This window comes from Shewanella sp. MF05913 (genome assembly GCF_059758095.1).
The window spans coordinates 152,279-176,674 of record NZ_JCAYNT010000003.1 but is presented as its reverse complement, the minus strand read 5'-3'; the positions used below and the strand labels follow the sequence as shown (position 1 = coordinate 176,674).

16 protein-coding genes are annotated in these 24,396 nt (G+C 41.0%); 10 read left to right on the top strand and 6 right to left on the bottom strand.

Annotated features, from left to right (window positions below):
* Positions 1–10 precede the first annotated feature (10 nt).
* From AC19MV_RS06445 to AC19MV_RS06415, 7 genes are all read left to right on the top strand, one after another.
* Positions 11–1,375 (top strand): DUF1329 domain-containing protein, encoded by a 1,365-nt coding sequence (locus AC19MV_RS06445; RefSeq protein ID WP_498306488.1) that lies wholly within the window; start codon positions 11–13, stop codon positions 1,373–1,375.
* Positions 1,376–1,427: 52 nt separating this feature from the next.
* Positions 1,428–2,438, top strand: a complete 1,011-nt coding sequence (locus AC19MV_RS06440) for a WD40/YVTN/BNR-like repeat-containing protein (protein ID WP_498306486.1) — start codon at positions 1,428–1,430, stop codon at positions 2,436–2,438.
* A 48-nt stretch (positions 2,439–2,486) separates the two neighbouring features.
* A complete protein-coding gene (locus AC19MV_RS06435; RefSeq protein ID WP_498306484.1) occupies positions 2,487–4,793 on the top strand; it encodes an efflux RND transporter permease subunit in 2,307 nt (768 codons plus the stop codon).
* A gap of 327 nt (positions 4,794–5,120) precedes the next feature.
* The gene (locus AC19MV_RS06430) at positions 5,121–9,965 is read left to right on the top strand and encodes an NAD-glutamate dehydrogenase (protein ID WP_498306482.1); all 4,845 of its coding nucleotides are present in this window, start codon (positions 5,121–5,123) and stop codon (positions 9,963–9,965) included.
* A gap of 324 nt (positions 9,966–10,289) precedes the next feature.
* Positions 10,290–11,309 (top strand): quinone-dependent dihydroorotate dehydrogenase, encoded by a 1,020-nt coding sequence (pyrD, locus tag AC19MV_RS06425; protein ID WP_498306480.1) that lies wholly within the window; start codon positions 10,290–10,292, stop codon positions 11,307–11,309.
* Between the two features lie 171 nt (positions 11,310–11,480).
* Positions 11,481–12,014, top strand: a complete 534-nt coding sequence (locus tag AC19MV_RS06420) for a cell division protein ZapC (protein WP_432400190.1) — start codon at positions 11,481–11,483, stop codon at positions 12,012–12,014.
* An 815-nt stretch (positions 12,015–12,829) separates the two neighbouring features.
* A complete protein-coding gene (locus AC19MV_RS06415) occupies positions 12,830–15,139 on the top strand; it encodes a putative bifunctional diguanylate cyclase/phosphodiesterase (RefSeq protein ID WP_498306478.1) in 2,310 nt (769 codons plus the stop codon).
* Between the two features lie 126 nt (positions 15,140–15,265).
* On the opposite strand, the gene AC19MV_RS06410 is transcribed toward AC19MV_RS06415, so the two are convergent.
* The 5 genes from AC19MV_RS06410 to AC19MV_RS06390 form a co-directional block, all read right to left on the bottom strand.
* Positions 15,266–16,015 (bottom strand): SDR family oxidoreductase, encoded by a 750-nt coding sequence (locus tag AC19MV_RS06410; RefSeq protein ID WP_498306637.1) that lies wholly within the window; start codon positions 16,013–16,015, stop codon positions 15,266–15,268.
* A 71-nt stretch (positions 16,016–16,086) separates the two neighbouring features.
* Complete coding sequence (locus AC19MV_RS06405; RefSeq protein ID WP_498306476.1) at positions 16,087–16,788, bottom strand: histidine phosphatase family protein; 702 nt, start codon at positions 16,786–16,788, stop codon at positions 16,087–16,089.
* Between the two features lie 2 nt (positions 16,789–16,790).
* A complete protein-coding gene (locus AC19MV_RS06400; RefSeq protein ID WP_498306474.1) occupies positions 16,791–17,858 on the bottom strand; it encodes a phosphotransferase family protein in 1,068 nt (355 codons plus the stop codon).
* The gene (locus AC19MV_RS06395; RefSeq protein WP_498306472.1) at positions 17,855–18,688 is read right to left on the bottom strand and encodes an SDR family oxidoreductase; all 834 of its coding nucleotides are present in this window, start codon (positions 18,686–18,688) and stop codon (positions 17,855–17,857) included. The genes AC19MV_RS06400 and AC19MV_RS06395 overlap by 4 nt, the downstream gene beginning before the upstream one ends.
* A gap of 11 nt (positions 18,689–18,699) precedes the next feature.
* Complete coding sequence (locus AC19MV_RS06390) at positions 18,700–19,920, bottom strand: acyl-CoA dehydrogenase family protein (RefSeq protein ID WP_498306470.1); 1,221 nt, start codon at positions 19,918–19,920, stop codon at positions 18,700–18,702.
* A 173-nt stretch (positions 19,921–20,093) separates the two neighbouring features.
* Here AC19MV_RS06390 and AC19MV_RS06385 point away from each other — a divergent pair, with 173 nt between their 5' ends.
* Together AC19MV_RS06385 and AC19MV_RS06380 are read left to right on the top strand one after the other, a co-directional pair.
* Complete coding sequence (locus AC19MV_RS06385) at positions 20,094–21,035, top strand: LysR family transcriptional regulator (RefSeq protein ID WP_498306469.1); 942 nt, start codon at positions 20,094–20,096, stop codon at positions 21,033–21,035.
* 619 nt (positions 21,036–21,654) lie between these two features.
* A complete protein-coding gene (locus AC19MV_RS06380; protein WP_498306468.1) occupies positions 21,655–23,301 on the top strand; it encodes a methyl-accepting chemotaxis protein in 1,647 nt (548 codons plus the stop codon).
* A gap of 104 nt (positions 23,302–23,405) precedes the next feature.
* Here the strand turns inward: AC19MV_RS06380 and AC19MV_RS06375 are convergent, their stop codons facing one another.
* Positions 23,406–23,720: a hypothetical protein gene (locus AC19MV_RS06375; protein WP_498306466.1), complete on the bottom strand. Its 315-nt coding sequence runs from the start codon at positions 23,718–23,720 to the stop codon at positions 23,406–23,408.
* 172 nt (positions 23,721–23,892) lie between these two features.
* Here AC19MV_RS06375 and AC19MV_RS06370 point away from each other — a divergent pair, with 172 nt between their 5' ends.
* The gene (locus AC19MV_RS06370) at positions 23,893–24,387 is read left to right on the top strand and encodes a putative 4-hydroxy-4-methyl-2-oxoglutarate aldolase (protein ID WP_432400200.1); all 495 of its coding nucleotides are present in this window, start codon (positions 23,893–23,895) and stop codon (positions 24,385–24,387) included.
* The last annotated feature ends 9 nt before the right edge of the window (positions 24,388–24,396 follow it).

The following is a 24,396-nucleotide window of genomic DNA, read 5'->3' as shown; positions in this document are numbered from 1 at the left end:
GATAATTATAATGAAGAAACTGACGATATTATCGGCAGCAGTGATTATGGCACTCGGTGCACCTGCTGCGCTGGCGAAAGTATCACAAGCTGACGCTGACAAATTAGGCACAACCTTAACTCCTTTAGGGGCTGAAAAAGCGGCGAATGCCGATGGTTCAATCCCCGCTTGGGACGGTGGTATTACTAAGCCTGTTGCGGGTTATACCAAAGGAATGCATCATCCTGATCCATTTCCTGAAGATAAAATACTATTCACCATATCTAACGCGAATAAAGCGCAATATGCTGAATTTTTAACACCAGGCCAAAATAAGCTATTAGAGCTTTATCCTGATACGTACAAAATGAATGTGTATCAAACACGTCGTAGTGCATCTGTACCTCAGTATGTTTACGATGCAACCAAAAAGAATGCCGTTAATGCTGAATTAGTTTCACAAGGTAATGGTATTTCTGGTGCAACAATTGGCGTCCCTTTTCCTATTCCAGCAACGGGTTTAGAAGTGATTTGGAACCATATTTTGCGTTATCGTGGTGTGGATGTAGAGACTTATCGTAGCCAAGCAGCACCAACGTCTAGCGGTTCTTATACGCTTGTTGAAAATGCTGAAGAAATTCGTTTTGAGTACACTCGTCCAGACATCACGTTGGATAAACTTAAAGAAACCAATACCTTGTTTTATTTTAAACAAGTGGTTACACAACCGGCTCGTTTAGCGGGTACTGCTTTGCTAGTAAAAGAAACCATGGACCAAGAGGCATTACCTCGTCAAGCATGGACTTACAACACTGGGCAACGCCGTGTTCGTAAAGCACCAAATGTAGCATTTGATACGCCAGGTACAGTATCAGATGGATTAAGAACTACAGATGACTTCGATATGTTTAACGGTTCTCCTTCACGTTATAACTGGGAACTCGTGGGTAAAAAAGAAGTTTATATTCCTTACAATGATTACAAGCTGCATTCAGACAAATTAAAGTATGACCAAATTTTAAAACCTGGTCATATCAATCCTGAATATGCACGTTATGAAAAACATCGTGTTTGGGAAGTGAAAGCAACGTTGAAAGACGGTATGCGTCACATCTATAAATCTCGCGTGTTTTATATTGACGAAGATTCATGGCAGGTATCATTAACGGATATGTACGACAACCGCGATGAGTTATATCGTGTTGGTGTTGCACATACCATTAACTACTATGATGCATTAACGAATTGGAGTACGTTAGAAGTATTCCATGATTTACAATCACGTCGTTACTTAGCAATGGGATTAGATAACGAAGGCCGCATGTACAACTTTGATGCGTCACTTTCTGAATCTAACTTTACCCCAGATGCGTTAAGACGTGCCGGTATTCGTTAATTAGCCGTAAAATTGGGGCGCTTAGCGCCCCTTCATTGTTAAGGAAGTTTGTATGACGTTTAGCATGCTTCGCAGTGCAGTGGCGATTGGGATTAGTGCATGTTTATATACTGCTTCAGTCAATGCCCAATTAGACCCACTAACTGTTCAAATTCAGCCTTTAGCTCAATCCTCATTATTACTTGATATTGCCAATGCGGGCGACCATCTCGTTGCCGTAGGGCAACGTGGTAATGTGCTATTACTTAAAAATGGTCAATGGCAGCAAGTTGCTACACCTGTATTAACTCAGCTAACTAAAGTGTTTTTCTTCGATGCTAAGAAAGGCTGGGCTGTTGGTCATGATGCGACAATTATTCATACCGAGGACGGTGGTGAAACTTGGTCGTTACAAATGCAATCAACGGAGATTGAAAAACCCCTTTTAGATGTGCGTTTCTATTCGGCTAATGACGGTATTGCTGTAGGGGCCTACGGATTATTTTACCGTACTGCCGATGGCGGTAAAACCTGGCAAGACGAATTTCTTCAAGAGTTACTCTTTGAAGAAGATATTGCTTACTTAAATGAGCTGAAAGCTGAAGATGAGGCTCTTTATTTATCTGAACGTTCTGCCTTATTGCCGCATTTTAATCGCTTGATCCGCCTAGCTGATCAACGTTTATTATTGGTAGGTGAATTAGGGATGGTTGCCGTTTCAGAAGATAATGGCCACACCTTTAGTAAAGTTGATTTTGATTATGATGGATCGATGTTTAATGCCATTCAGGTGGGTGACAACATCTACGTGATGGGGCTGCGTGGCCATGTGTTCAAATCAGATTTAAGCTTATCAGAGTGGCAACAAGTTGACTTACCCGTTGAATCGTCAATCAATGGGGCGCTTGTTACTGCAAATAATGAACTATACCTTGTGGGAAATGCTGGGGTTGTATTGTCTATTGATGATACCAAAGCAGAAATCGTCACTCGACGCCAAGGTGAAAACATTGTGGCAATTGCGAAGGACAGTAAAGGCCAGTTATGGTTTGCCGGTTCTAAGGGACTGTTCCAGCTTAACTAACCTTACGGTTAGATTGGATTATAAAACAACAATAATAGGGCCGATAAGATGTTAGAAAAACTGGTCAATGGATTCGAATCTCATTTATTCCGTAATCGGAAATGGGTCATTATTTCATTTATTTTTATTACCTTTTTTTTAGGTTACCAAGCCAGCCAATTAAAAATGGATGCGGCTTTTAGTAAAAATATTCCGCTTAACCATTCGTATATGCAAACTTACACCAAACACCAAAAAGATTTTGGTGGTGCTAACAGCATCATGGTGGCGGTTGAAGATACGAGTGGCAATATCTTCAACCCGGTATTTTTTGATGCACTTAAAAATGTGCATGATCAATTATTTTTTATTCCTGGTGTAGAACGTTCACAAGTTAAATCGCTTTTTTCACCCTCTACCCGTTTCACCGAAGTGGTAGAAGACGGCTTTGCCGGTGGTCCAGTGATACCAGCTGATTTTCGTAATGATGATTACAGCTTACAAATTGTTCGCGACAACATTGAAAAAGCAGGCATTGTCGGTCGGCTGATCGGTAACGATTACACTTCTGCAATGGTGTCTGCACAGTTGATGGAGTTTGACCCACAAACGGGGAAGGCCATTGATACCATTGCGTTTGCCAACCAATTAGAACAAGAACTGCGCGGCAAGTTTGAAAACGATAAGATAAAAATCCATATTATCGGTTTTGCCAAGATGGCTGGGGATGTTGCAGAGGGCGCCAAAGGCGTACTGCTGTTTTTCTTAATTGCCATCGTCATCACAGCGGTCATGGTCTATCTGTTCTCTAAATCCATCATGTTAACCATTTTACCTTTAGTGTGTAGTTTAGTGGCGGTGTGTTGGCAGTTAGGCTTATTAACTGTGGTTGGGTTTGGCCTTGATCCCATGTCGATTTTGGTGCCCTTTTTGGTATTTGCAATTGGTGTGAGTCACGGTGTACAGATGATCAACGCTGTGCGTCGCCGTGTACTTGACGGTCAGAGCACAAAAGCGGCCTCAGCGTCAGCATTTCGCAGTTTACTGGTGCCCGGTGGCGTCGCGCTTTTATCCGATACGGTTGGTTTTTTAACCCTGCTAGCGATTGACATCGGCATTATTCGTGAGCTTGCTATTTCTGCCTCGTTAGGTGTGGCAGTGATCATTTTAACCAACCTTATTTTATTACCATTGGTGATTTCATATTTTGAATTACCTAACAAGCAAGAAAACCCAGAGAAGCGGCAGAAGATTGAAAATATGTGGCGTTGGTTATCAAACTTTGCCACGCCGAAATATGCTGTCATTGTGTTGATTTCAACTGCGGTGTTGTACGGGATTGGTTTTCAGCAAGCGACTAAGATGAAGATTGGCGATTTGCAAGGCGGAGCACCCGCACTTCATCAAGACTCTCGCTATAACCTAGACACGTTCTTCATCACCGATCATTTTTCTATCACTACCGATGTGATGACCGTGATTGTTGAAGCAACACCTGAAGCCTGTACTTACCACTCTGTATTAACTCAAATTGACCAATTTGAATGGATGGTTGCCAATACTCCTGGTGTTGAATCTACCGCAAGTTTGGCTTCCGTGGCCAAAAAGGTGAATGCAGGCTTTAACGAAGGCAATCCTCGTTGGGAAATATTACCGCGCACTACTGCAAGCTTGGTGCAAGCTGTGGGACAGGTGCCGACAACCTCAGGTTTGTTAAACGGTAATTGTTCAGTCATGCCTGTGTATCTTTTCCTAAAAGATCACAAGGCGGAAACCATTGAAGTAGTGGTCAAGAAAGTAAAAGCCGTTGCGGCCGAGCTTAATAGCGACACATTACAGTTTAAACTGGCTTCGGGTCCTGTTGGTGTTATGGCGGCGACGAACGAAGCAGTCAGCGAAGCACAGCTTCCAATGATGTTGTACGTTTATGGCGCGGTGTTTGTATTGTGTTTAATTAGCTTTAAATCACTTAAAGCCACTGTTGCAGTTATTATACCGTTGTACGTAGTGTCGACGTTAGCACAGGCGTTAATGACCTTACTCGACATTGGCCTAGCGGTAAGTACTTTACCGGTTATTGCACTTGGTGTCGGAATTGGTGTTGATTACGGTATTTATATCTTATCGACAATGTCCAATAAACTGACAAATGGTATGCCAGTACAACAAGCTTACTTTGAAGCATTAGTCGAGCGCGGTAGTGCGGTGATATTTACCGGGTTAACGTTAGCTATTGGTGTGAGCACTTGGTTCTTTTCAGACCTTAAATTCCAAATGGACATGGGAATTTTGCTTACCTTTATGTTTTTAGTAAATATGTTAGGGGCAATTATTATTCTTCCAGCACTTTCGGCTATGTTCTGGCGAAAAAAGTAAATAAAACATGTAATTAAATAAAAAAGGGAGCTTAGCTCCCTTTTTTATTTTGCATAGTTACTCTATGCAAACGACTTAAATGTCATTTTAAACGCTAATCTATGCTGACGACTGGATTTATAGAGGATGTACCACTAAAATTTTCCTCGATATAGCAGCAATTTAGTAATAAACTTTGCACCAGATCTCAGATATGAGTTTCTTTTGTAAAACGCAAAACAGTAGTTTACGTGATAAATACAAATGACTCGGACCGACCGAATCAACAAGCCGAAGCATCCATATAATGATAAAAGCGCTGCCATAGACGCTTAAGGAATCTGCAACATGGCCTTGAAAGATGCAATGCCTTCTGTACTACTTGAAAACGTAGTCAACTTAATTCACACAAAAATCCCTAATTCTCAAGCCAAACAAGTGGAGCAATTTGCTAATTGTCTCTATGCCCATATGTCAAAAGACGATCTCAATGCGCGAAATGACAGTGATTTATATGGTGCAGTTGTTAGCCTGTGGAATGCCCTTAATAAAACATTACCAGATAAAACCCATATCCGGGTGTTTAATCCAAGCCAAGCAAAACACGGCTGGCAGTCAACACATTCTGTGATTGAAGTGATTCAATCTGATATGCCGTTCTTGGTTGACTCATTAACCATGGCGCTAAACCGTATGGGCATAACGGCTCATGTGATGTTACATACGCCATTGGCTGTGATCCGCGACAATAATGCTGTCACCGATGTGTCATTTTTAAATGATGCAGCAGAAGACAGCGGCAATGTTGCGGTATTTTTGATTGAGATTGATAAGCAAAACAGCGATGCCGACATTAAAATTATAGAAAAAGAAATACAGTCGGTACTTGCAGATGTTGCAGCCTCAGTCAATGACTGGCAGTTAATGACAGATAAATTAACTGACACGATTAAACAATTGCCTTCACGGCCATTTCCGGGCAACAAGGCCGAGTTACAAGAGTCGATTGATTTTTTAAATTATTTAAACAATCACCATTTTACTTTGCTTGGCTACCGTTATTACGACTTAAAGCGCGTTGAAGGCGATGTAGAGCTTGTACCTGATTTAGACTCAAGTCTTGGTTTAATGCATCGCTCTAAAGCTACTCACAGTGAGCGTGGCCTTTTACTGTCAACCTTGTCTGACTCAGCGCGTAAAGAAGCCTTAGATGAAACGTTATTAGTGTTGACTAAGAGTTCAGCCAAAAGCCGTGTTCATCGCCCTGCTTATGTCGATTATGTCGGCGTTAAGCGTTTTGACAAAAAAGGCAACGTGATTGGTGAAGACCGTTTTATCGGTTTATACGCTTCTAATCTTTATAACCGCAGCCCGCGTGAAATCCCTTTATTGGGTGAGAAAGTGCAACGTATCCTTGATAACTCAGGGTTAACACCGCGCTCGCACGATTATAAAGCGTTAATGAACATTCTTGAGAATTTACCTCGTGACGAACTAATCCAGGCTAAAGATCATCAGCTTGCTAATATGGCCCATGGCGTATTAGAAATGCAAGATCGCGATAAGCTTAAGTTATTTGTTCGCAAAGACGGTTTTGGTCGCTTCTTATCGTGCTTAGTTTATGTATCAAAAGACCGTTACAACACTAAGTTACGTCAAGACACACAGCGTATTTTGGCACAACACTTCAAAAGTAATGAAGATGTTGAGTTCACCACGTATTTCTCCGAGTCGACTTTGGCTCGAACTCATTACATTATCAAAGTTGATAATAACGATATGGATGTTGATGTGGCCGCGATTGAAAAAAATCTTATCGAAGCTGCTCGTTCGTGGGATGATAAATTACACACGGCATTAAATAATGCCCTTGGTGAGCAAGCGGGTACTGGCTTAACGAAACGTTATTTAAATGCGTTCCCGCCGAGCTATAAAGATGACGTATTACCAAGCTCTGCCGTAGTCGACATGCAGCACTTAGAAGCATTAGACGACGACCATAAATTAGGTATGTTGTTTTATCAGCCGCAAGAGTCAGCATTAAACGACAACAAAGTTCGTTTAAAATTGTTCCATAAAGACGAACCAATTCATCTATCTGACGTATTACCAATGCTTGAAAACTTTGGTCTACGCGTGATTAATGAACGTCCTTATGAAGTGAAAACAAATGACGGGGCCACGTTCTGGATTTTAGACTTCTTAATGACAGTACAAGGTGCTGCTACAGAGAATCTTGCTGACAGCCAAGACCGTTTCCAAACGTCATTGTTACAAGTGTGGCAAAAGAAACTTGAAGATGATGGCTTTAACCGCATGGTATTGTCGACAGGCCTTAGTGGTCGTGAAGTCTCTATTTTGCGTGCATATGCTAAATATATGCGTCAAATCGATGCAACATTTAGTCAGTCATACATTGAAGAAACGTTCAGTCGTTATCCAAAATTAGCTGATTTACTGGTGAAAATGTTCATCCGTAAATTCAATCCAAAGTTAAAAACTCGTACTTTGAGTAAGTTCCTAGAACAAATCAATATCCAGCTCGATGACGTTTCAAGCTTAGATGATGACCGTATTATTCGTCGTTACTTAGATTTAATTAACGCGACATTACGGACTAACTTTTACCAAACCGCTGTGGGTGGTTTAGCGAAAGACTATATTTCATTTAAGTTCGCACCTGGCCTCATTCCTGAGATGCCTAAACCGTTACCGAAGTTTGAAATATTTGTTTATTCACCTCGTGTTGAAGGCGTGCATTTGCGTGGCGGTAAAGTTGCGCGTGGTGGCTTACGTTGGTCTGATCGTCGTGAAGACTTCCGTACAGAAGTATTAGGTCTTGTCAAAGCCCAACAAGTTAAAAACACCGTTATTGTGCCTGTTGGTGCCAAAGGTGGCTTTGTCTGTAAACAATTACCGACAGAAGGTGGCCGCGAGGCTTACTTTACTGAAGGTCAAGAGTGTTACCGTATCTTCATCCGTGCATTGTTAGATATTTCTGACAACATTATTAACGGTGAAGTGGTTCCACCTGTTGATGTGGTTCGCCACGATGAAGACGACGCATACCTTGTTGTTGCAGCTGATAAAGGTACCGCAACCTTCTCTGATATTGCCAATGCCATCGCAGTTGAGTACAACTTCTGGTTAGGTGATGCGTTTGCATCAGGCGGCAGTAACGGTTATGACCATAAGAAAATGGGTATTACTGCCCGCGGTGCATGGGAATCGGTTAAACGTCACTTCCGTGAAATTGGCGTAGATTGTCAAACTACACCATTTAGCTGTGTGGCTATCGGTGACATGGCGGGTGACGTATTTGGTAACGGTATGCTGCTATCTGAGCAAACTCAATTGGTCGCCGCATTTAACCATATGCACATCTTTATTGACCCGACGCCAAACATTCCAGAAAGCTATGCTGAACGTCAGCGATTGTTTGTATTACCGCGCTCAAGCTGGGAAGACTACAACGCAAAATTGATTTCTAAAGGCGGCGGAATATTCTTGCGTTCTGCTAAGTCAATTAAATTGACTCCAGAAATCAAGCAGATGCTTGCTACCGACAAAGACACCATGAACCCAACAGAGCTGATGAAAGAACTACTGAAAATGCCAGTAGATCTGATTTGGAACGGTGGTATCGGTACTTATGTTAAGTCGAGCAAAGAAACCCATGCAGAAGTGGGTGACCGTGCTAATGATGCTTTACGTGTTAATGGTAAAGAAGTTCGCGCGAAAATCATTGGCGAAGGGGGTAACCTAGGTTGTACCCAGTTAGGCCGTATTGAATACTGTGCTAACGGTGGCCGCATGAACACCGATTTTGTTGACAACGTTGGTGGAGTCGATTGCTCAGACAACGAAGTGAACATTAAGATTTTCTTGAACACCTTGGTTGCAGAAGGTGAGTTAACGGTTAAACAACGTAACCGCTTACTGGAAGAAATGACAGATGAAGTCAGCGACATTGTGATTCAAGACTGTAAAGACCAAACTCGTACTATTTCGGTAACTCAAGTACATGGTGTATCACAGCTTAAAGAGCAAATTCGTTTTATTCAGTACCTTGAAAAAGACGGCAAGCTTGACCGTGCTCTGGAGTTTTTACCGACAGATGATGACTTAGCTGAACGTTTAGCCAACGGCCGAGCATTAACACGTCCAGAGCTGTCTGTATTAGTCGCTTACGCTAAGATGGTGCTTAAAGAGCAATTAGTGACGCCAGAAATCACTGAAGATGCCTATTTAAGTAAATTGTTAGTGGCTTATTTCCCTAAGAAGTTACAAGCTAAATATGCTGACAGAATGACGGCTCATCCACTGCGTGGCGAAATTATTGCCACCTCTTTAGCTAATGAATTAGTTAATGATATGGGCTTTAATTTTGTACAACGCATGCAAGATGAGACCGGTGCAACAGTTGCCGAAGCGGCCATTTGCTACACTATGGCGCGTGAAGTGTTTGGCCTTGATGAGTTAACAACATCAATTACAGACTTAAATGGCGTTATTCCTGCACACGTGCAAGGTGAGATGCTGCATCAGTTACGTCGTAATATGCGCCGTGCCTGTCGCTGGTTCATTCGTCATCGCAATCGTGCTCAGGATATTGTGCAAACAGTGGCCTTCTTTAAGCCAGTATTTGAACAGCTTAAAGCCAACGTTGACCAATATATGATTGCTGCTGAAGTGAAAGCCATTTCTGCTGAAATCACTGCGCTAACTAACCAGAATGTACCTAAAGCTGTCGCACAAGTTGTGGCAAAAATGAGTACCTTATTCTCTGCGTTAGACATTGCGCAAATCGCTCAACTTGAGAATAAGACTCTCGAGTTAGTTTCTGAAACCTACTTTAAATTGGGTGCAAAAGTTGAATTACATTGGTTCTTAGAACAAATCAGTGCTCAACCCGTTGCAAACCATTGGCAAGCGCTTGCGCGAGCTGCATTTAGAGAAGAGCTAGATTGGCAACAGCGTGCGTTAAGTTCTGCAGTATTACGTACCTGTACTGATACCTGCGATGCTGACAGTGTGATTAACGAATGGATGACATTAAACAAGCCATTGCTTGAAAGATGGTATCACATGCTTTCAGACTTCAAGGTCTCACAAACTCATGAATTTGCTAAGTTCTCAGTCGCCCTTAGAGAACTGAACTTGCTGATTTTGCATTGCGAAGGTCAGAAGTAGTTTTATACCCAAACAACCTGGAGATGTTCGATTTCAGCAAGAATTTACACACGTTTAAGCAAGGCATTGATTGCGGTTAATGGTTGTTCCCTTTCCAAAATCAATAACGCAGCATAAACGTGTGTAAAACTTGCCCATTGGGAGTTTCACCGTGTTCCCACTACGTTGTTGCGTTAATTCATAAGGTACCTACATTACCGTATTAACGCGCCTAGTATTGAAAACACGGTGAAGCTTTGAAACACGTATCTTCAAGTAGTTTGGGTATATAATGTAAACAAGCCCTGGCGATTGCCGGGGCTTTTTTTAGGTCTAGGAGAAACCATGTTTTACAAAATCGCACAAAAAGTCATGTTTCAGATGGACCCAGAGTTAGCCCATAATGTGGCTATTAGTAGTTTGAAAATGACGGGGAATACGCCGTTAAATTGTTTTTATCGCCAACATGTAAAATCAGCACCCGTGACCTGTATGGGAATTACTTTTCCCAATCCGGTAGGGTTAGCCGCTGGAATGGATAAAGACGGTGAGTCTATGGATGCATTTCATGCGATGGGATTTGGTCATGTTGAAGTGGGCACCGTTACCCCACGCCCACAGCCGGGTAATGACCAACCACGATTATTTAGGTTAAAGCCTGCCCAAGGGATCATTAACCGCATGGGCTTTAATAACAAAGGTGTTGATAACTTAGTGCGTAATCTCATCGCCAAAAAATCCGATATTATGGTGGGAGTTAATATTGGTAAAAATAAAGATACGCCAGTAGAGCAGGGTAAAGATGATTACCTTATCTGCATGGAAAAAGTCTACCAATATGCCAGTTACATCGCCGTCAATATCTCTTCTCCTAATACGCCTGGTTTGCGTGCAATGCAATACGGTGAGTTATTAGATGATTTGCTCAGTTCAATTAAAGCCAAACAAACACAATTAGCCGAAAAGTTCGGCAAATATGTTCCTATCGCGTTAAAAATAGCACCGGATTTGTCCGCCGATGAAATTCAAGCTATTGCGGACTCGTTAATTACCAATCAATTTGACGGTGTTATCGCAACTAATACCACCTTAAACCGTGATGCTGTAACAGGATTGTTGCATGCTGAAGAGATGGGCGGCTTGAGTGGTAAACCTTTGACTGATTTATCGACCCAAGTGATCAAACAATTATCGATCTGTTTGCAAGGTAAGATCCCGATCATCGGTGTCGGCGGGATCAATAGTGCTGAAGATGCGCTTGCCAAATTTGACGCTGGCTCAACGATGGTGCAGATATACTCTGGTTTTATATATCAAGGTCCAAAATTGATTGATCAGATCGTCAACGCTTATTGTGTAAAATAGCAGCGAAATTACCAAGTTATTGATCAAAAATCATGCCGCGATCGAATTGTAGATCGTTCGATCGCGCTAACACTATGATACATATGTTATAATTTATAATTAAATTTTGATATTGCGTGAAATTTCATCTATTATGCACTGGTGTTCATTTTAATTTAGGTGCAGACAGCCATGTTATTAATGCCAAACAAGGACTGGCATTGGGAATACAATGAGACTTGCAAACAGCTGAGTATTTCATTGGGTTCCGAGATGGAGTTCTTAACCCCATATAAAGCTAAACAACTCATTCCAGATGCACTTACTGCCGCTGAATTCAGTATTGAACACGCTAAATTCTATATCAAAATGCTAGATACCCTTCCTAGAGTACTTCACATATCCGATGCTGGTATTGTGCAAACTGCGTTAAATGCCACCGCTGCTCACTTTCTTTTACAATCACAAATGCCTAAGTCGTGGTTTTTTGATGTCAGTGATGAATGTGTTTATTGCGAAGTGGGTAAGTTATTCCAATTAAACTGTGGTTATTCAAAAGTATTAGCCTTGGTGATTGATAATGGCTTACAAGCTGCAACAGTGATGATTTTATCGCAGTATTGCCAGCTTTCAGACAGCAAATCGTTAGTCCAATTTGACACCATTAAAGTGATGCATAACCGCTTACATCCTTTACGTAAAGCAAGACAAGTCGTCGCGGCTTAATAGAGAACAAGTGCCATTGAGCGTTTTTTAGATTTATTTTACGCTTTCAGTATGCCCTTGCTTACACTCGTACCCGTACGACCAGATAATCACACTTCCGGCTACTCGCACGACCAGTTAATCAACAAGAAAGTCTATTCCACATTGATGTTATACACATCGCTTACCACGATTTCGCTTCAACTGCTTATCCTCATAGATATTCTTTAGGCTATGATTAATACCAATCCGCATTAATAAGTGACCATTACACAGTTTCATTAGACCATTACAGAATGCGTCCAGCGGTTTTTGATTAAGGCGTCGTTATGTCGTCATGGTGTTCACTTTCAAATAGCGAGAATGCAGAGCAAACTGCTGATGAATACTTAAAAGGCGAGTGTTAAGAGGGCTTACGCTGTGTTGTATGACTTCGAAAGAGAACCACTATTTATTTGGTCATGCGTTTTGTTTAAATCCTTTAAACTCTCGCAGTGTCATCACTTACTTAACGCGGAATGGTATAATACCGAGTATCATGTGGGGTGTTTTAGTATTCTGTAGCACAACATCATTGTCTAAATCATAGGTTAAAATCATTGTCCAAAATCATCGGCTAAAAATACGGAAATGCTTGTATAACTTGATAACTTTACGTTACTTTACTCAATACGGTTAACCGAATGCATATTCTCTTTTATTGTTATGTTAACTTATGTTTATGGCTCAAATATGTGCCAAAACTTCATCGATTCTTAGTGTAAAGCACATTGTTAAGATAATGGTATTACCTCAATAGTGCCAGTGACTCAACGCGAATAGGACAGTCATCTATTATGACGGTAAAAATTGAAGACCGTACAATTGAAGAGAAAATATTATTGGCTGTGACAGCCGCCGCAATATTAATTTTATCGCCATTTTTGATTAAAAGTGTATTTGAACACAATCATTTACGCACCCTCGTCGATCTTGTCGCTGTTGGCGGGATTTCAGTGATTTTTATTGGTGTTTGGTTTACCAGCAGGGTTAAGCTCTTTAGTGGACTGTTTGCTATTATCGCCCATGTGAATATTTTATTTGGTATTTATATCGTCGGTAGCGATTTAATTTTTTGGTTGTTTCCGATTATCATCGCCAGTTTTTATTTATTACCGACGTTTATTGCGTGTCTTCTCAATGCCTTACTTATTTCAATTGCCGGAGTATTAACTTACCAACAATTTGATGAGTTTTCCTTACCGCTCATTTTGGCCTCTTTGGTAGTAACCGGTATTTTCTCGTTAATTTTTTCAATATTTATGCAACGCAAAAACCGCCAATTATCAGAAAAAGATAAAATAAGTCAGCTACGTAACAATATTTTGGAATTGATAGCCAGTTCGAGCAAACTGTCCAAAGTGTTATCAGCAGTTGTCGAAGGGATTGAAAACGAGCTGCCACGGGCGATGTGCAGTATTTCATTATTAGATGACACAGGTAAACAGTTAAGATTAGCCGCAGCACCCAGTTTACCCGCGTTTTATAATGAGGCAATCGACATGGTCAATATTGCTGACGGAACCGGTACTTGCACTCAATCTGTAACACTCGGTAAAAGAATCATTGTTGCTGATATTGCTCGCCACCCTAACTGGTTGCCTTTAGCGCATTTAGCCAACCAAGCTAAATTGGTCTCATGTTGGTCTGAACCCATTATTAGTCATCATGGTAACGTGTTGGGCACGATTGCAATATATTTTGATAGGCTTTCAAAACCGACAGATAATGAAATCAATTTGGTTGAGCAATTTGTCAATCTTACCCGAATTGCGATTGAGCGAGACAAAGCCGATAACATTATTTGGCATCAAGCTAACTTTGATAATCTAACCAATTTACCAAATCGACATTTATTACATGAGCATTTAACCAATGCGATAGTTAATGCAGAGCGCGATAAAAAGCAATTAGTGATCGCGATGTTAGATTTAGATAACTTTAAAGACGTCAATGATTCCTTAGGGCATGGTGCTGGTGATTCGGTGTTAATTGAGTGTGCAAATCGAATCAAAAACACCATAAGAAAAAATGATATTGTGGCTCGTTTAGGCGGAGATGAGTTTATTATTGCCTTTGTGGGCACAACGGTCCCTGAGGACATTGATAAAATAGGTCAAAAACTCTTAATTACACTTGCTCAGCCCTATATCATTGATCATAAAAATGTCTATTGTACTGCCAGTATTGGGTTGGCATTTTACCCAAGTGATGCCATAACCATCGAAGAATTACTCAGAAATGCAGACCAAGCGATGTACCGTGCTAAATCTCGCGGCCGTAATAGCATTCATTATTTTACTGAGAACATGAGTACTGATTTCCTTAAACGTATGGAAATCATGCGCGATTTGCGTATTGCCGTTGAGCAAAAGCAGTTTTACATGGTTTATCAACCTATCGTTAACTTAACAACGTCGCGTATTACCAAAGCTGAAGCGTTAATTCGTTGGCAACATCCTCAAAAAGGAATGATTTCGCCATTAGAGTTTATTCAGGTCGCTGAAGAAATCGGCTTGATTGTTGAAATAAGTGAGTGGATTTTTAACGAAGTTTCACAACAGGTAAATATCTGGCGTAAAGCCTATTGCCCTGATTTATGCATTAGTATTAATACTTCCCCTGTGCAATATAAAAATAATGGTGCACAAATTAATGCCTGGGCAGATTCGCTTATTTTACGCGGTATTCCTTGTGAGGCTATTTCGCTTGAAATAACCGAACATTTATTAATGGAAAATCAACTTGAAGCTGTTGAAGCGCTTGATAAAGTTCGCCTTCATGGGATGTCTGTTGCCATCGACGACTTTGGCACGGGCTATAGCTCTTTTGCATACCTTAAAGACTTTGATTTTGATTACTTAAAAATCGATCAACGGTTTGTGCAAAACATGTCAGCCGATAATAAAGACACGGCACTGTGTGAAGCGATTATTGTGATGGCCAGTAAATTGAAAATGAGCGTGATTGCTGAAGGGATAGAAACCGAACAACAAAAGCAGTTGCTCATTAATGCAGGCTGTACTTTTGGACAAGGTTATTTGTTTGCAAAGCCGCTTTCTGTTGTCGATTTCGAAGCGTTACTCATCGAACAACATACTCAATGATAAAAAAGTCAATCTTTGGGTGGTATAGGGTAGCGCTAGGCTACATTTTGCGAGTTATCTTAAATGATAACTCGCAAGTGAGAAGCGGTGATGAATAAAATAACGAGTGTCAATTTTAGTGCAGAGTTAACTCATCTTTCGAATAATGCTAATCGGTGCGATACGCAATACCCAATGTAAAAATGCCCATGGATAACTGGGCACAAAGGCATTAGCTTTCTCTTTTTGAATCGCATTGACCATGGCTTTACAACCTGTTTCGGTATCAACTATAAACGGTACTGTTTTGACTTTTTCGTTAATTTCACTGCGAATAAAGCCCGGATGAACACAAGTGACTTTAATCGGAGTATTCATTACATCGATACGAATACCCTCTGTTAACGAGGTTAGGGCTGCTTTAGTCGCCGCGTAAACGGTCATTGCTCGTCTAAATCCACGCACGGCACTAATGGATGAAATAGTCACTAAATGGCCACTATTTTGTTCACGAAAAATAGCCATTGCCGCTTCACATTGGGCTATTGCGGCAATAAAATTAGTTTGCGCAGTTTGTAAATTAGCCGCAAAAAAGCCGGTTCCAATCGATGCGCCTTTACCCATGCCCGCGTTGACGATGACTCTGTCAAGTTGTCCCATTTCTTGTTTAAATTGGCTAAAGACTTCAAACACTTGCGGATGGTCGTTTACATCAAGTGATTTAATCAGCACGGTAATATTAGGGTTGATACTTAATAAGTGTTGTTTTAATTCTTCAAGGCGGTCTATTCGTCTAGCGCACAAAGCTAAATTATGATTTTGTTGAGCAAACTCAATGGCCATACCGCGTCCTAAACCAGAACTTGCCCCAGTGATTAATATATTGGTCCGTTTCATCATCTACTCTTTATTATTCTTAGGTGTTAAATACTCATGAGTGATTGTATCTCTTTGAGTGTCTATTAACGTTAAATTAAACTGTACAAATGTTGCTGTGTACCCTCAAAGTACCCATGCTCATTTAAGGTTATCACACTCAGTCGTTGTCGTTTAATGTGCAATTTTGTCACGCTGCAATTTACTAACTGTTTATTAATATTGAAAAATTGTGATTCAGGTATCGATAATATTTGCATCACTGCCGCACTAATTACGCCACCAGAGGTGTACACAAAAACCGTGTCATCATCGTCGGTTTGTTCAATAAGCTGAGTTAACCCGTTTGCAATCCGTTGGCTAAATTGTCGCCATGACTCACTATATTGAGCGCTATTGTCGGCATGTTGCCACTGATTAATTGCTTGGCTAAAGAGTTCAATAAAGGCTCTGGTCGGCGAGGGTTGTTGGCTGAGGTATTGCTTCATCGTGTCTGGATGAGCTAAATCCGGTCGATAAACGGCAATCACTTCTTCATGATTAAATTCATTCCAATCGGCGCAAATCTGTAGCGAGTCGTGTAATAACGGAGGTGACAATGCCGCTAAACAGGCATTACGCGTCTGTTGATGGCGGGCCATATTGCCACAAATAACATGATTTGGTTGAATACTGCGTTGGTTAAAGTGTTCCGCTAAATGCCGAGCCTGGCTATGACCAAGTGTCGACAAATTGTCGTAATTATCACTGCCAAAACTCGCTTGACCATGACGGATTAAATAGATGTTAGCCATGGTTATCCTTGTTGTTTCATTGCGCGATGACATCGCCACATTAAGTAATGTGAGAAAATCCAAAATTGTTTGAAGGCCGGGTTACGCGTTTGCTTGTGGTGATAGCGATAATAAATTTGTTGCACAATGCCTGCTAAACGGAATAAACCAAACACTTCATAAAAACGAAAATCATCAATAGTGATGTCCATTTTGTCACAGTAATATTCGACCACTTGCTTACGAGTCAACATGCCATCAAGGTGTGTGGGTTGGCGGCGGGTCATTTGGGCTAAAAAGTCATCATCGGCTTCAACCCAATAGGCGAGGGTATTGCCTAAATCCATTAAGGGATTACCCAAAGTTGCCAATTCCCAATCGAGCACGCCATTAACCTTACTGATGTCATCTGGATCGAGTACCACATTATCAAAGCGAAAGTCATTGTGGGTTAAGCAAATCGTTTCTTGCGATGGTTTATGTTGCTGCAGCCAAGCCATGACTTTTTTGCCCGAGGGCACATTCCAGGTTTTAGCTTGAGTGTAGCGAAGGCTCCAACCGTCAATTTGGCGCTGTGTGTAACCTTCACCCTTACCAAGGTGATTGAGGTTCGCAGCATCAAGATTCACTTTATGCAATTCAATTAAGCAGTCAATGACATTAGTACAAAGCGTGTTGGCCTGTTGTTTATCAAGGTGTAAGCCTTTGGGTAAATTTTGTCTTGGAATAATGCCATTCAATTTTTCCATGACATAAAACTCAGTACCCAATACGCTTTCGTCTTCGCAATGTGCCAGCATGGCGGGCACATAAGGGTACACAGGTTTTAGCGCTTGCTGTAAGCGGTATTCACGGCCCATGTCGTGAGCGCCTTTGGCTTTGGTGCCCATGGGTGCTCGGCGCAAGATGAGTTCACAATTGCTGTACGTTAAGCAATAAGTCCAGTTTGACGCACCGCCTGTGTATTGGGTTATTTTGAGATCGCCTTCAAGTCCGCCGATATGTTGTGTTAACCAAGGGCCAATAACGTTAGGGTCGAGTTCTTCACCCGTGCGAACGGATTTCGCTTTATCTAAATACTGTTGGTTCATTTAGTTTGCTCATTCCCTAACAATTGTCTTAATTTAAGTGTTTGTTTTAATACTAATTTAAAATACCAGCTAAGTGGCAGTAAACATTTTAACTGATATAAACGCTTGCCCTGTTGGTGCGTTAATAACAGAAACTGTTTATTTGTCTCACCTTGATAAGCAATATCGGCGACTTGAGCTGCATTGATGGGAGACTTATCAAAGAGTTTACCCAACAGCTTTTCCATTGTAGGCAGTTGTGTCCGTAAACTACTCCCGAGATTGGTTTTAAAAAATCCTGGACATAATACGCTGACATTAATATTGTCATCGGCAAGTTCAAGTCGTAATGTTTCTGACAATGACACCACCGCCGCTTTTGAGGCGTTATAGCTCGACATAAACGGAATGGGAGTCAAGCCTGCTTGCGAGGCAACATTGAGTATGCTGCCATAACCTTGTTGCTTAAAAATAGGCACAAATTGCTGGCACATATTCACCATACCAAACACATTGATTTCCATTACCCAGCGCCATTGCGACATAGGCTCCGTTTCTATTTTATCTGCTGTTGCTACGCCGGCATTGTTGACCAATAAATCAATATGCTGCCAACGTGATTGCACGCTTTCCAGCAGTGCGGTAATGCTGTCTGTTTTGGTGATATCGCAAGGCACAAAAAATGCCTTTCCACCTAACGCTTGTATTTCCTGACAGACTTGTTCGCCAGCGTGCTGATTAATATCGGCAACGCACACCTCAGCATGTTGACTGGCCCATTTAAGCGCCAATGCTTTGCCTAAACCTGATGCCGCACCGGTAATGAGCACATGTTGTTGTTTTGTTTTCATCGTCATCACCGTTATTTGTATTTTGCTAATTCTAGGCGCGACACCATGGCTATGTGCACTTCATCGGGGCCGTCAGCTAATCGTAAACTGCGTGCCATAGTGGCAAAACCGGCCAATGGCGAGTCATGATTCATCCCTGCACCGCCATAGAGTTGAATGGCCATATCAACCACTTGGGTTAACATATTGGGTACGACCACTTTTATCGCAGAGATATCCGTCATGGCGTGCTTTACACCCAGATTATCGATTTTCCACGCGGCATTAAGGGTTAATAATCGTGCTTGTTCAATGTTCATACGGGCTTGAGCAATTCGCTCTAAATTTCCCCCAAGTTTTATAATGGGCTGGCCGAAAGCAACGCGAGATAATCCACGTTCAATTGCTAAGGCTAAAGCGCGTTCTGCAGCGCCGATAGCTCGCATACAATGGTGAATTCGCCCAGGACCTAAGCGGCCTTGTGCAATTTCAAAACCTTTTCCGAGTCCCATTATGACATTGCTTTTAGGTACACGAACATTCACGAGCTCCATTTCACCGTGCCCATAAGGCGCATCGTAGTCGCCATAAGCGGTTAACATTCGAGTGATACTGACACCAGGAGTATTGATAGGCACTAATACCATACTGTGACGTTGATGCTTAGGTGCATCTGGATGAGATAGCCCCATAAATATCATGACATTACTGTTTGGATGACCTAATCCCGTAGACCACCATTTTCGGCCATTAACGATAACATCGTCGCCATCTTCAATGATGGTTGCCTGCATGTTTGTGGCATCAGATGACGCTACATCAGGTTCTGTCATGGCAAACACAGAACGAATATCTCCAGCAAGTAGAGGTGTGAGCCATTGTTTTTGTTGTTGTTCATCCCCAAAATGATAGAGCACCTCCATATTGCCGGTGTCGGGTGCATTACAGTTAAAAATTTCGGGTGCTAAAATGGATCTTCCCATTTCTTCAGCTAATGGTGCGTATTCAACACAGGTTAAACCTTGGCCGAGAGTGGCATTGGGTAAAAATAAATTCCATAATCCAGCCGCTTTTGCTTGTGCTTTTAGTGCTTCTATTTGAGGTAATAACTGCCATTGAGTCCAATCACTACTGTGATTAATGCGTCTGTTTTCGGCGAGTAACTCTGCTTCTATAGGTAAAATCTGCTCATTTATAAACGATTTCACTTTCGCTAAATATTGTTGTGATTTTTCTGTAGCGTAAATATTCATCTTTATACCTTTGTATTCTTAGTCTAAAAGCCACTAATAATGTGATCTGTTAAGCATATGTTGTCAGCATAACGTAGTAATTAATATGAATGAAATGAAAAAATATGTTAGCTTGTGATGAATAATACTCATAGTATTGGCATAACACATTAGTTGTTATTCTTGAGGTTTATATGGCGGATACAAAAGCAATTCAACAACTTGATTTAAATCTACTGAAGATTTTTGAAGCGCTGTACTTTGAGCAGAATATGACAACGGCAGCGAAATCGTTATTTGTTACACCATCTGCGGTCAGTCACGCCATAAAACGCTTACGTTTAGTATTAAATGACCCTTTATTTGTACGGCAAGGCCAACAAATGCAACCCACTGCAGCTTGTCAGCGTATGGCACCACAATTGATTAATGCGTTGAATCGGATTCGGGAGGTGTTGCAACAATGCGGCGAGTTTGACCCATTAACAACAGAGCAAACATTCACCATTGCTATTCATGAAGCATTAGAAAGCCAAATTATGCCGGCGCTCATTAATCACGTTGTTGAGTTAATCCCGCAAGCTAACATTGCCAGTATTGCACTCTCTAGAGAGCACATCGCACGTCAACTTGCCAATGGCGAGGTTGATTTAGCCATTGACGTTGCCAGAGCAGTCAATGCTCCTTTAATGCACACACAATTAGTGTCGGATCCATTTTGTGTACTCATTGATCCGCAACATCATCATTTAGACAACGGCACATTAACCCAGGATGACTATTTGCTGGCGCAACACGTTGCGGTGTCAAGTCGTCCGACAGGCAGAGTGATGGAAGATTTATTGCTGCAGCAACAAGGGATTAATCGACACATTAAATACCGATGTCAAACCTATCAAACCGCAGTAAAAATAGTCAGTAACACGGCACTGATGCTAACGTTACCACGTTCAATTGCTTTACAGTTTTTGGACTCTGATTTAAAAGTAATCCAGATACCATTTGCATTAACCGACATTGATACCCATTTATATTGGCACAGTAATACTCAGTCAGATCATGCGCTTATCTGGCTTAGGCAACAAATTGAAATCGCAGTCGAACGATCAAATTTAGTTAGCGTTGAAAATGAATAATGAATACTATTTCGCAGTAAGAAGTTTAAATGCACACCAAACATATACATATAGACAAGAAAAGACTTAGCTATCGTTAGTATTAACGCATGTCAGAACGAAGATTTGCCGATGATATGTGTAATGTGTTTGCTTAATATATTTGGCCAATAAATAAGTTAACCGTGATGTTGTTTGTTGGTCTTGCTCCAAGCTAAACGAAAAGAGGTGGTATTTAATAAAAACATGAGTTTAGCGTGTGCCATGACAAGCCTGCAAGTAAAAATAAACTGACTGTTGAGACTTTACTTCTAAGTCATTCTTTTCCATAAATAGTCCGTCATGTTTAGTTATTCATTTTGCCATGGAGTACTGAACTTTAACCTACCTTATTGCATGCTAGCTAAAATCCAGTCCATGCATCACTGCTGTTCGCAAGCCAATACGAATAGTTTAAAAAACATCCAGTTGTGAACGTTCAGTTATCACCACATTATCCGATATAAATTAACCACCTTGATTGACAAAAAGACACTTAGGCACAACAGTTATTAATGCTTAAACAATATGCGTGTTAAAGAAACAATTGTGTTGATTGATCCATAAAAATAATTATAAATCACAAAGAGATGGTGCATGTATGAATACGTTTAATCAGTTGTTCCGTAAGACAACCATTGCCAATAGGCTAATGGGCATGTTGGCATTAGCCATAATTGCCACAGTGATTGTGTTCTGGTTCTCACTAAATAGAGTCGAGTCTGTTTTAGTGGGGGAAAAAGAAGCCAAGTTGCATGCGCTTGTTGATGCAGCGGTCACCATTGCGGATAAATTTTACCAAGATAGCCAATCAAATCTGTTAACAGAACCCGCAGCTAAAACGATGGCATTAGCTGCTATCGATAAACTTCGTTATTCGGGCAATGAATATTATTTTAGTATTGATACCCAAGGCACCATGATCCAACATGCATTTGCCAAACAATTAGTAAATACCACGGTAAGAGGAATGAAAGATCCGGACGGGGTAGCTTTATTTGAATTGATGATACAAGGAACTGAAAACCAGGATGCTGTTCGTGTTGATTATATGTGGAATAAACCTCAGCAAGAACAACCCAGCCCTAAAATGTCTGTAGTTAAGCGTTTTAGACCCTGGGGATGGATTATTGGGACAGGGATTTATGTTGATGATATTCAAACGGATAAACAACAATTTATTAGTGATTATTTACTATTACTTGTGTTGGTTTGGTTACCTGTTATTGCGTTGTTGTATTTTATCATTCGCAGTGTTTCAGTCCCAATGCGAGAAACTATTAACGCATTTGAAAACATCGCCAAAGGTGAAGGAGACTTAACATTACGTCTATCAGAAGAGGGCGATGATGAGTTGAAGCAAATCGCCCATCATTTCAACGTATTTACCAGCAAAATTCAAAAGGTCATTAAATCAGTCGGTGAGTCAGTCAACGAATCGGGCCGATTAGCAAAGGAAATGGCTATTGTTGCCGAAAAGGCGAATCAAATATCGGTTAATGTGCAAGCTGAGACAGAAAATGTCGCCACGGCGATTAATCAAATGTCGATGACGGCGGCAGAGGTTGCATCAAATGCTAAGTTGGCAGCAGACAGCACACATGAAGCAGACAGTGAAGCTGATATCTCAGCGGATGTGGTCGATAAGGCAATGAAAAAAATTACTGAATTATCAAATGAACTTATCTCAACAGAGGAAGTGGCAAAAGGGCTGCAAGTCAGTTCTAGTAAAATTGGCCAGATATTAGATGTGATAGTAGGCATTGCTGATCAAACTAATTTATTGGCTTTAAATGCTGCAATTGAGGCCGCCAGAGCAGGTGAGGCAGGTCGAGGCTTTGCCGTTGTCGCAGATGAGGTTCGTACACTGGCGAGTCGTACTCAGGCATCAACCAACGAAATCAACCAAATTATTGATGCTATTCGCACTGCCATTAATACCGTCAATGCCTCTGTGGCTCGTGCTAAAACCAAATCAACCGAGACTGTGAATGATACCCAACAAGTGGTTGGTGCCCTGAGTAATATAAAATCATCTATTGGACAGATTTCACAAATGAACATTCAAATTGCGACCGCGACTGAAGAGCAACATGCAGTGATTGCTGAACTCAATATGAATATCACCCGCATTAGCGATATGTCGTTAGACAACAGAACCCAAAATGAACAGATCAATAAAAGCAGTATGGCTATTGAACGGGGATCAGAGCGACTTGATACTCTTATTGAGCAATTTAAAGTCTAAATAAGATTGCTAATTGAAGGGGGTTATCTGTTTTCCTACATGAGGGGTAAGTCGTCAACGTTGTTAATTTGACGACTTAAATAATCTCAATAACAGGTTAATGATTATTGAGATAGCTGTACCATAATATTAATGACGTCTTGATATGAAATATTATATTGACGAGACAAATTAATGATTTTGGTTTTATAGGTTTGGATATATTCTTGTTTAACCAGATCCGATTGCTTTTGCTCTACAATCTCATTGACAGATTCTTGTAAAATCAATAAACGGCGCAAGCTGTAATCTAACGAATTGATGTATGCCGACATCTGTTGCTTATTACGGGCATTTTCAAGATTTGACGTTGTGCGTTGTTCAAAATCTAATTCATCAAACGCATTCATCATTTGTTGTAAATTTAAATCGTTGCTCATAAGTATGATTGTCTACGCTATTTTTTAGGATTATATTCATATTTGATGATTAAGTCACCTTTCGCATTGTTAAATTGTGTAAAAAGCATTCATTAGATTATCGATAATTAACAAACGTTGTTGAACAGCATAATTATCAGTAACCTAAGGTTTTGATTCTCAAGGAGGACTCATGTTAGATCTATTACCTGATTTATTTGATCATTATCCTGAACAATTGACTTTATTGTCTTCGCCGTGGCGCTCCTTTGGCGCAAAGCCGATATTTTTTGGTGAGGTGGTAACGGTTAAATGTTTTGAAGATAATTCAATGGTTAAATCTGAGCTCGCAAAACCGGGCCATGGCAAAGTTTTAGTCGTAGATGGTGGTGGTTCAACTCGGCGTGCATTGCTGGGCGACATGATAGCCCTTAATGCATATAACAACGGATGGGAAGGCATTATCATCAATGGATGCGTACGTGATGCAGGTGCAATCAGTGCAATGCAAATTGGTGTGCAGGCATTAGGGACTAATCCGATTAAAACAGACAAGAAAGATGTTGGCGAAGTCAATGTTACTATCGATATAGCGGGTGTCAGCGTTGTACCTGGCATGATGATTTATGCCGATCTCAATGGTATTGCCGTGAGTCAGCAGTCGTTAGATTTGTCTATTTTACAATAGAAAAAATAC

Excerpts from the sequence above, each read along its gene's own strand:
- AC19MV_RS06420 (WP_432400190.1), top strand. The coding sequence starts at position 11,481 with ATGTTATTAATGCCAAACAAGGACTGGCATTGGGAATACAATGAGACT.
- pyrD (WP_498306480.1), top strand. The coding sequence starts at position 10,290 with ATGTTTTACAAAATCGCACAAAAAGTCATGTTTCAGATGGACCCAGAG.
- AC19MV_RS06405 (WP_498306476.1), bottom strand. The coding sequence starts at position 16,788 with ATGGCTAACATCTATTTAATCCGTCATGGTCAAGCGAGTTTTGGCAGT.
- AC19MV_RS06390 (WP_498306470.1), bottom strand. The coding sequence starts at position 19,920 with ATGAATATTTACGCTACAGAAAAATCACAACAATATTTAGCGAAAGTG.
- AC19MV_RS06430 (WP_498306482.1), top strand. The coding sequence starts at position 5,121 with ATGGCCTTGAAAGATGCAATGCCTTCTGTACTACTTGAAAACGTAGTC.
- AC19MV_RS06440 (WP_498306486.1), top strand. The coding sequence starts at position 1,428 with ATGACGTTTAGCATGCTTCGCAGTGCAGTGGCGATTGGGATTAGTGCA.
- AC19MV_RS06395 (WP_498306472.1), bottom strand. The coding sequence starts at position 18,688 with ATGAAAACAAAACAACAACATGTGCTCATTACCGGTGCGGCATCAGGT.
- AC19MV_RS06385 (WP_498306469.1), top strand. The coding sequence starts at position 20,094 with ATGGCGGATACAAAAGCAATTCAACAACTTGATTTAAATCTACTGAAG.
- AC19MV_RS06375 (WP_498306466.1), bottom strand. The coding sequence starts at position 23,720 with ATGAGCAACGATTTAAATTTACAACAAATGATGAATGCGTTTGATGAA.
- AC19MV_RS06415 (WP_498306478.1), top strand. The coding sequence starts at position 12,830 with ATGACGGTAAAAATTGAAGACCGTACAATTGAAGAGAAAATATTATTG.
- AC19MV_RS06380 (WP_498306468.1), top strand. The coding sequence starts at position 21,655 with ATGAATACGTTTAATCAGTTGTTCCGTAAGACAACCATTGCCAATAGG.
- AC19MV_RS06445 (WP_498306488.1), top strand. The coding sequence starts at position 11 with ATGAAGAAACTGACGATATTATCGGCAGCAGTGATTATGGCACTCGGT.
- AC19MV_RS06435 (WP_498306484.1), top strand. The coding sequence starts at position 2,487 with ATGTTAGAAAAACTGGTCAATGGATTCGAATCTCATTTATTCCGTAAT.
- AC19MV_RS06400 (WP_498306474.1), bottom strand. The coding sequence starts at position 17,858 with ATGAACCAACAGTATTTAGATAAAGCGAAATCCGTTCGCACGGGTGAA.
- AC19MV_RS06410 (WP_498306637.1), bottom strand. The coding sequence starts at position 16,015 with ATGAAACGGACCAATATATTAATCACTGGGGCAAGTTCTGGTTTAGGA.
- AC19MV_RS06370 (WP_432400200.1), top strand. The coding sequence starts at position 23,893 with ATGTTAGATCTATTACCTGATTTATTTGATCATTATCCTGAACAATTG.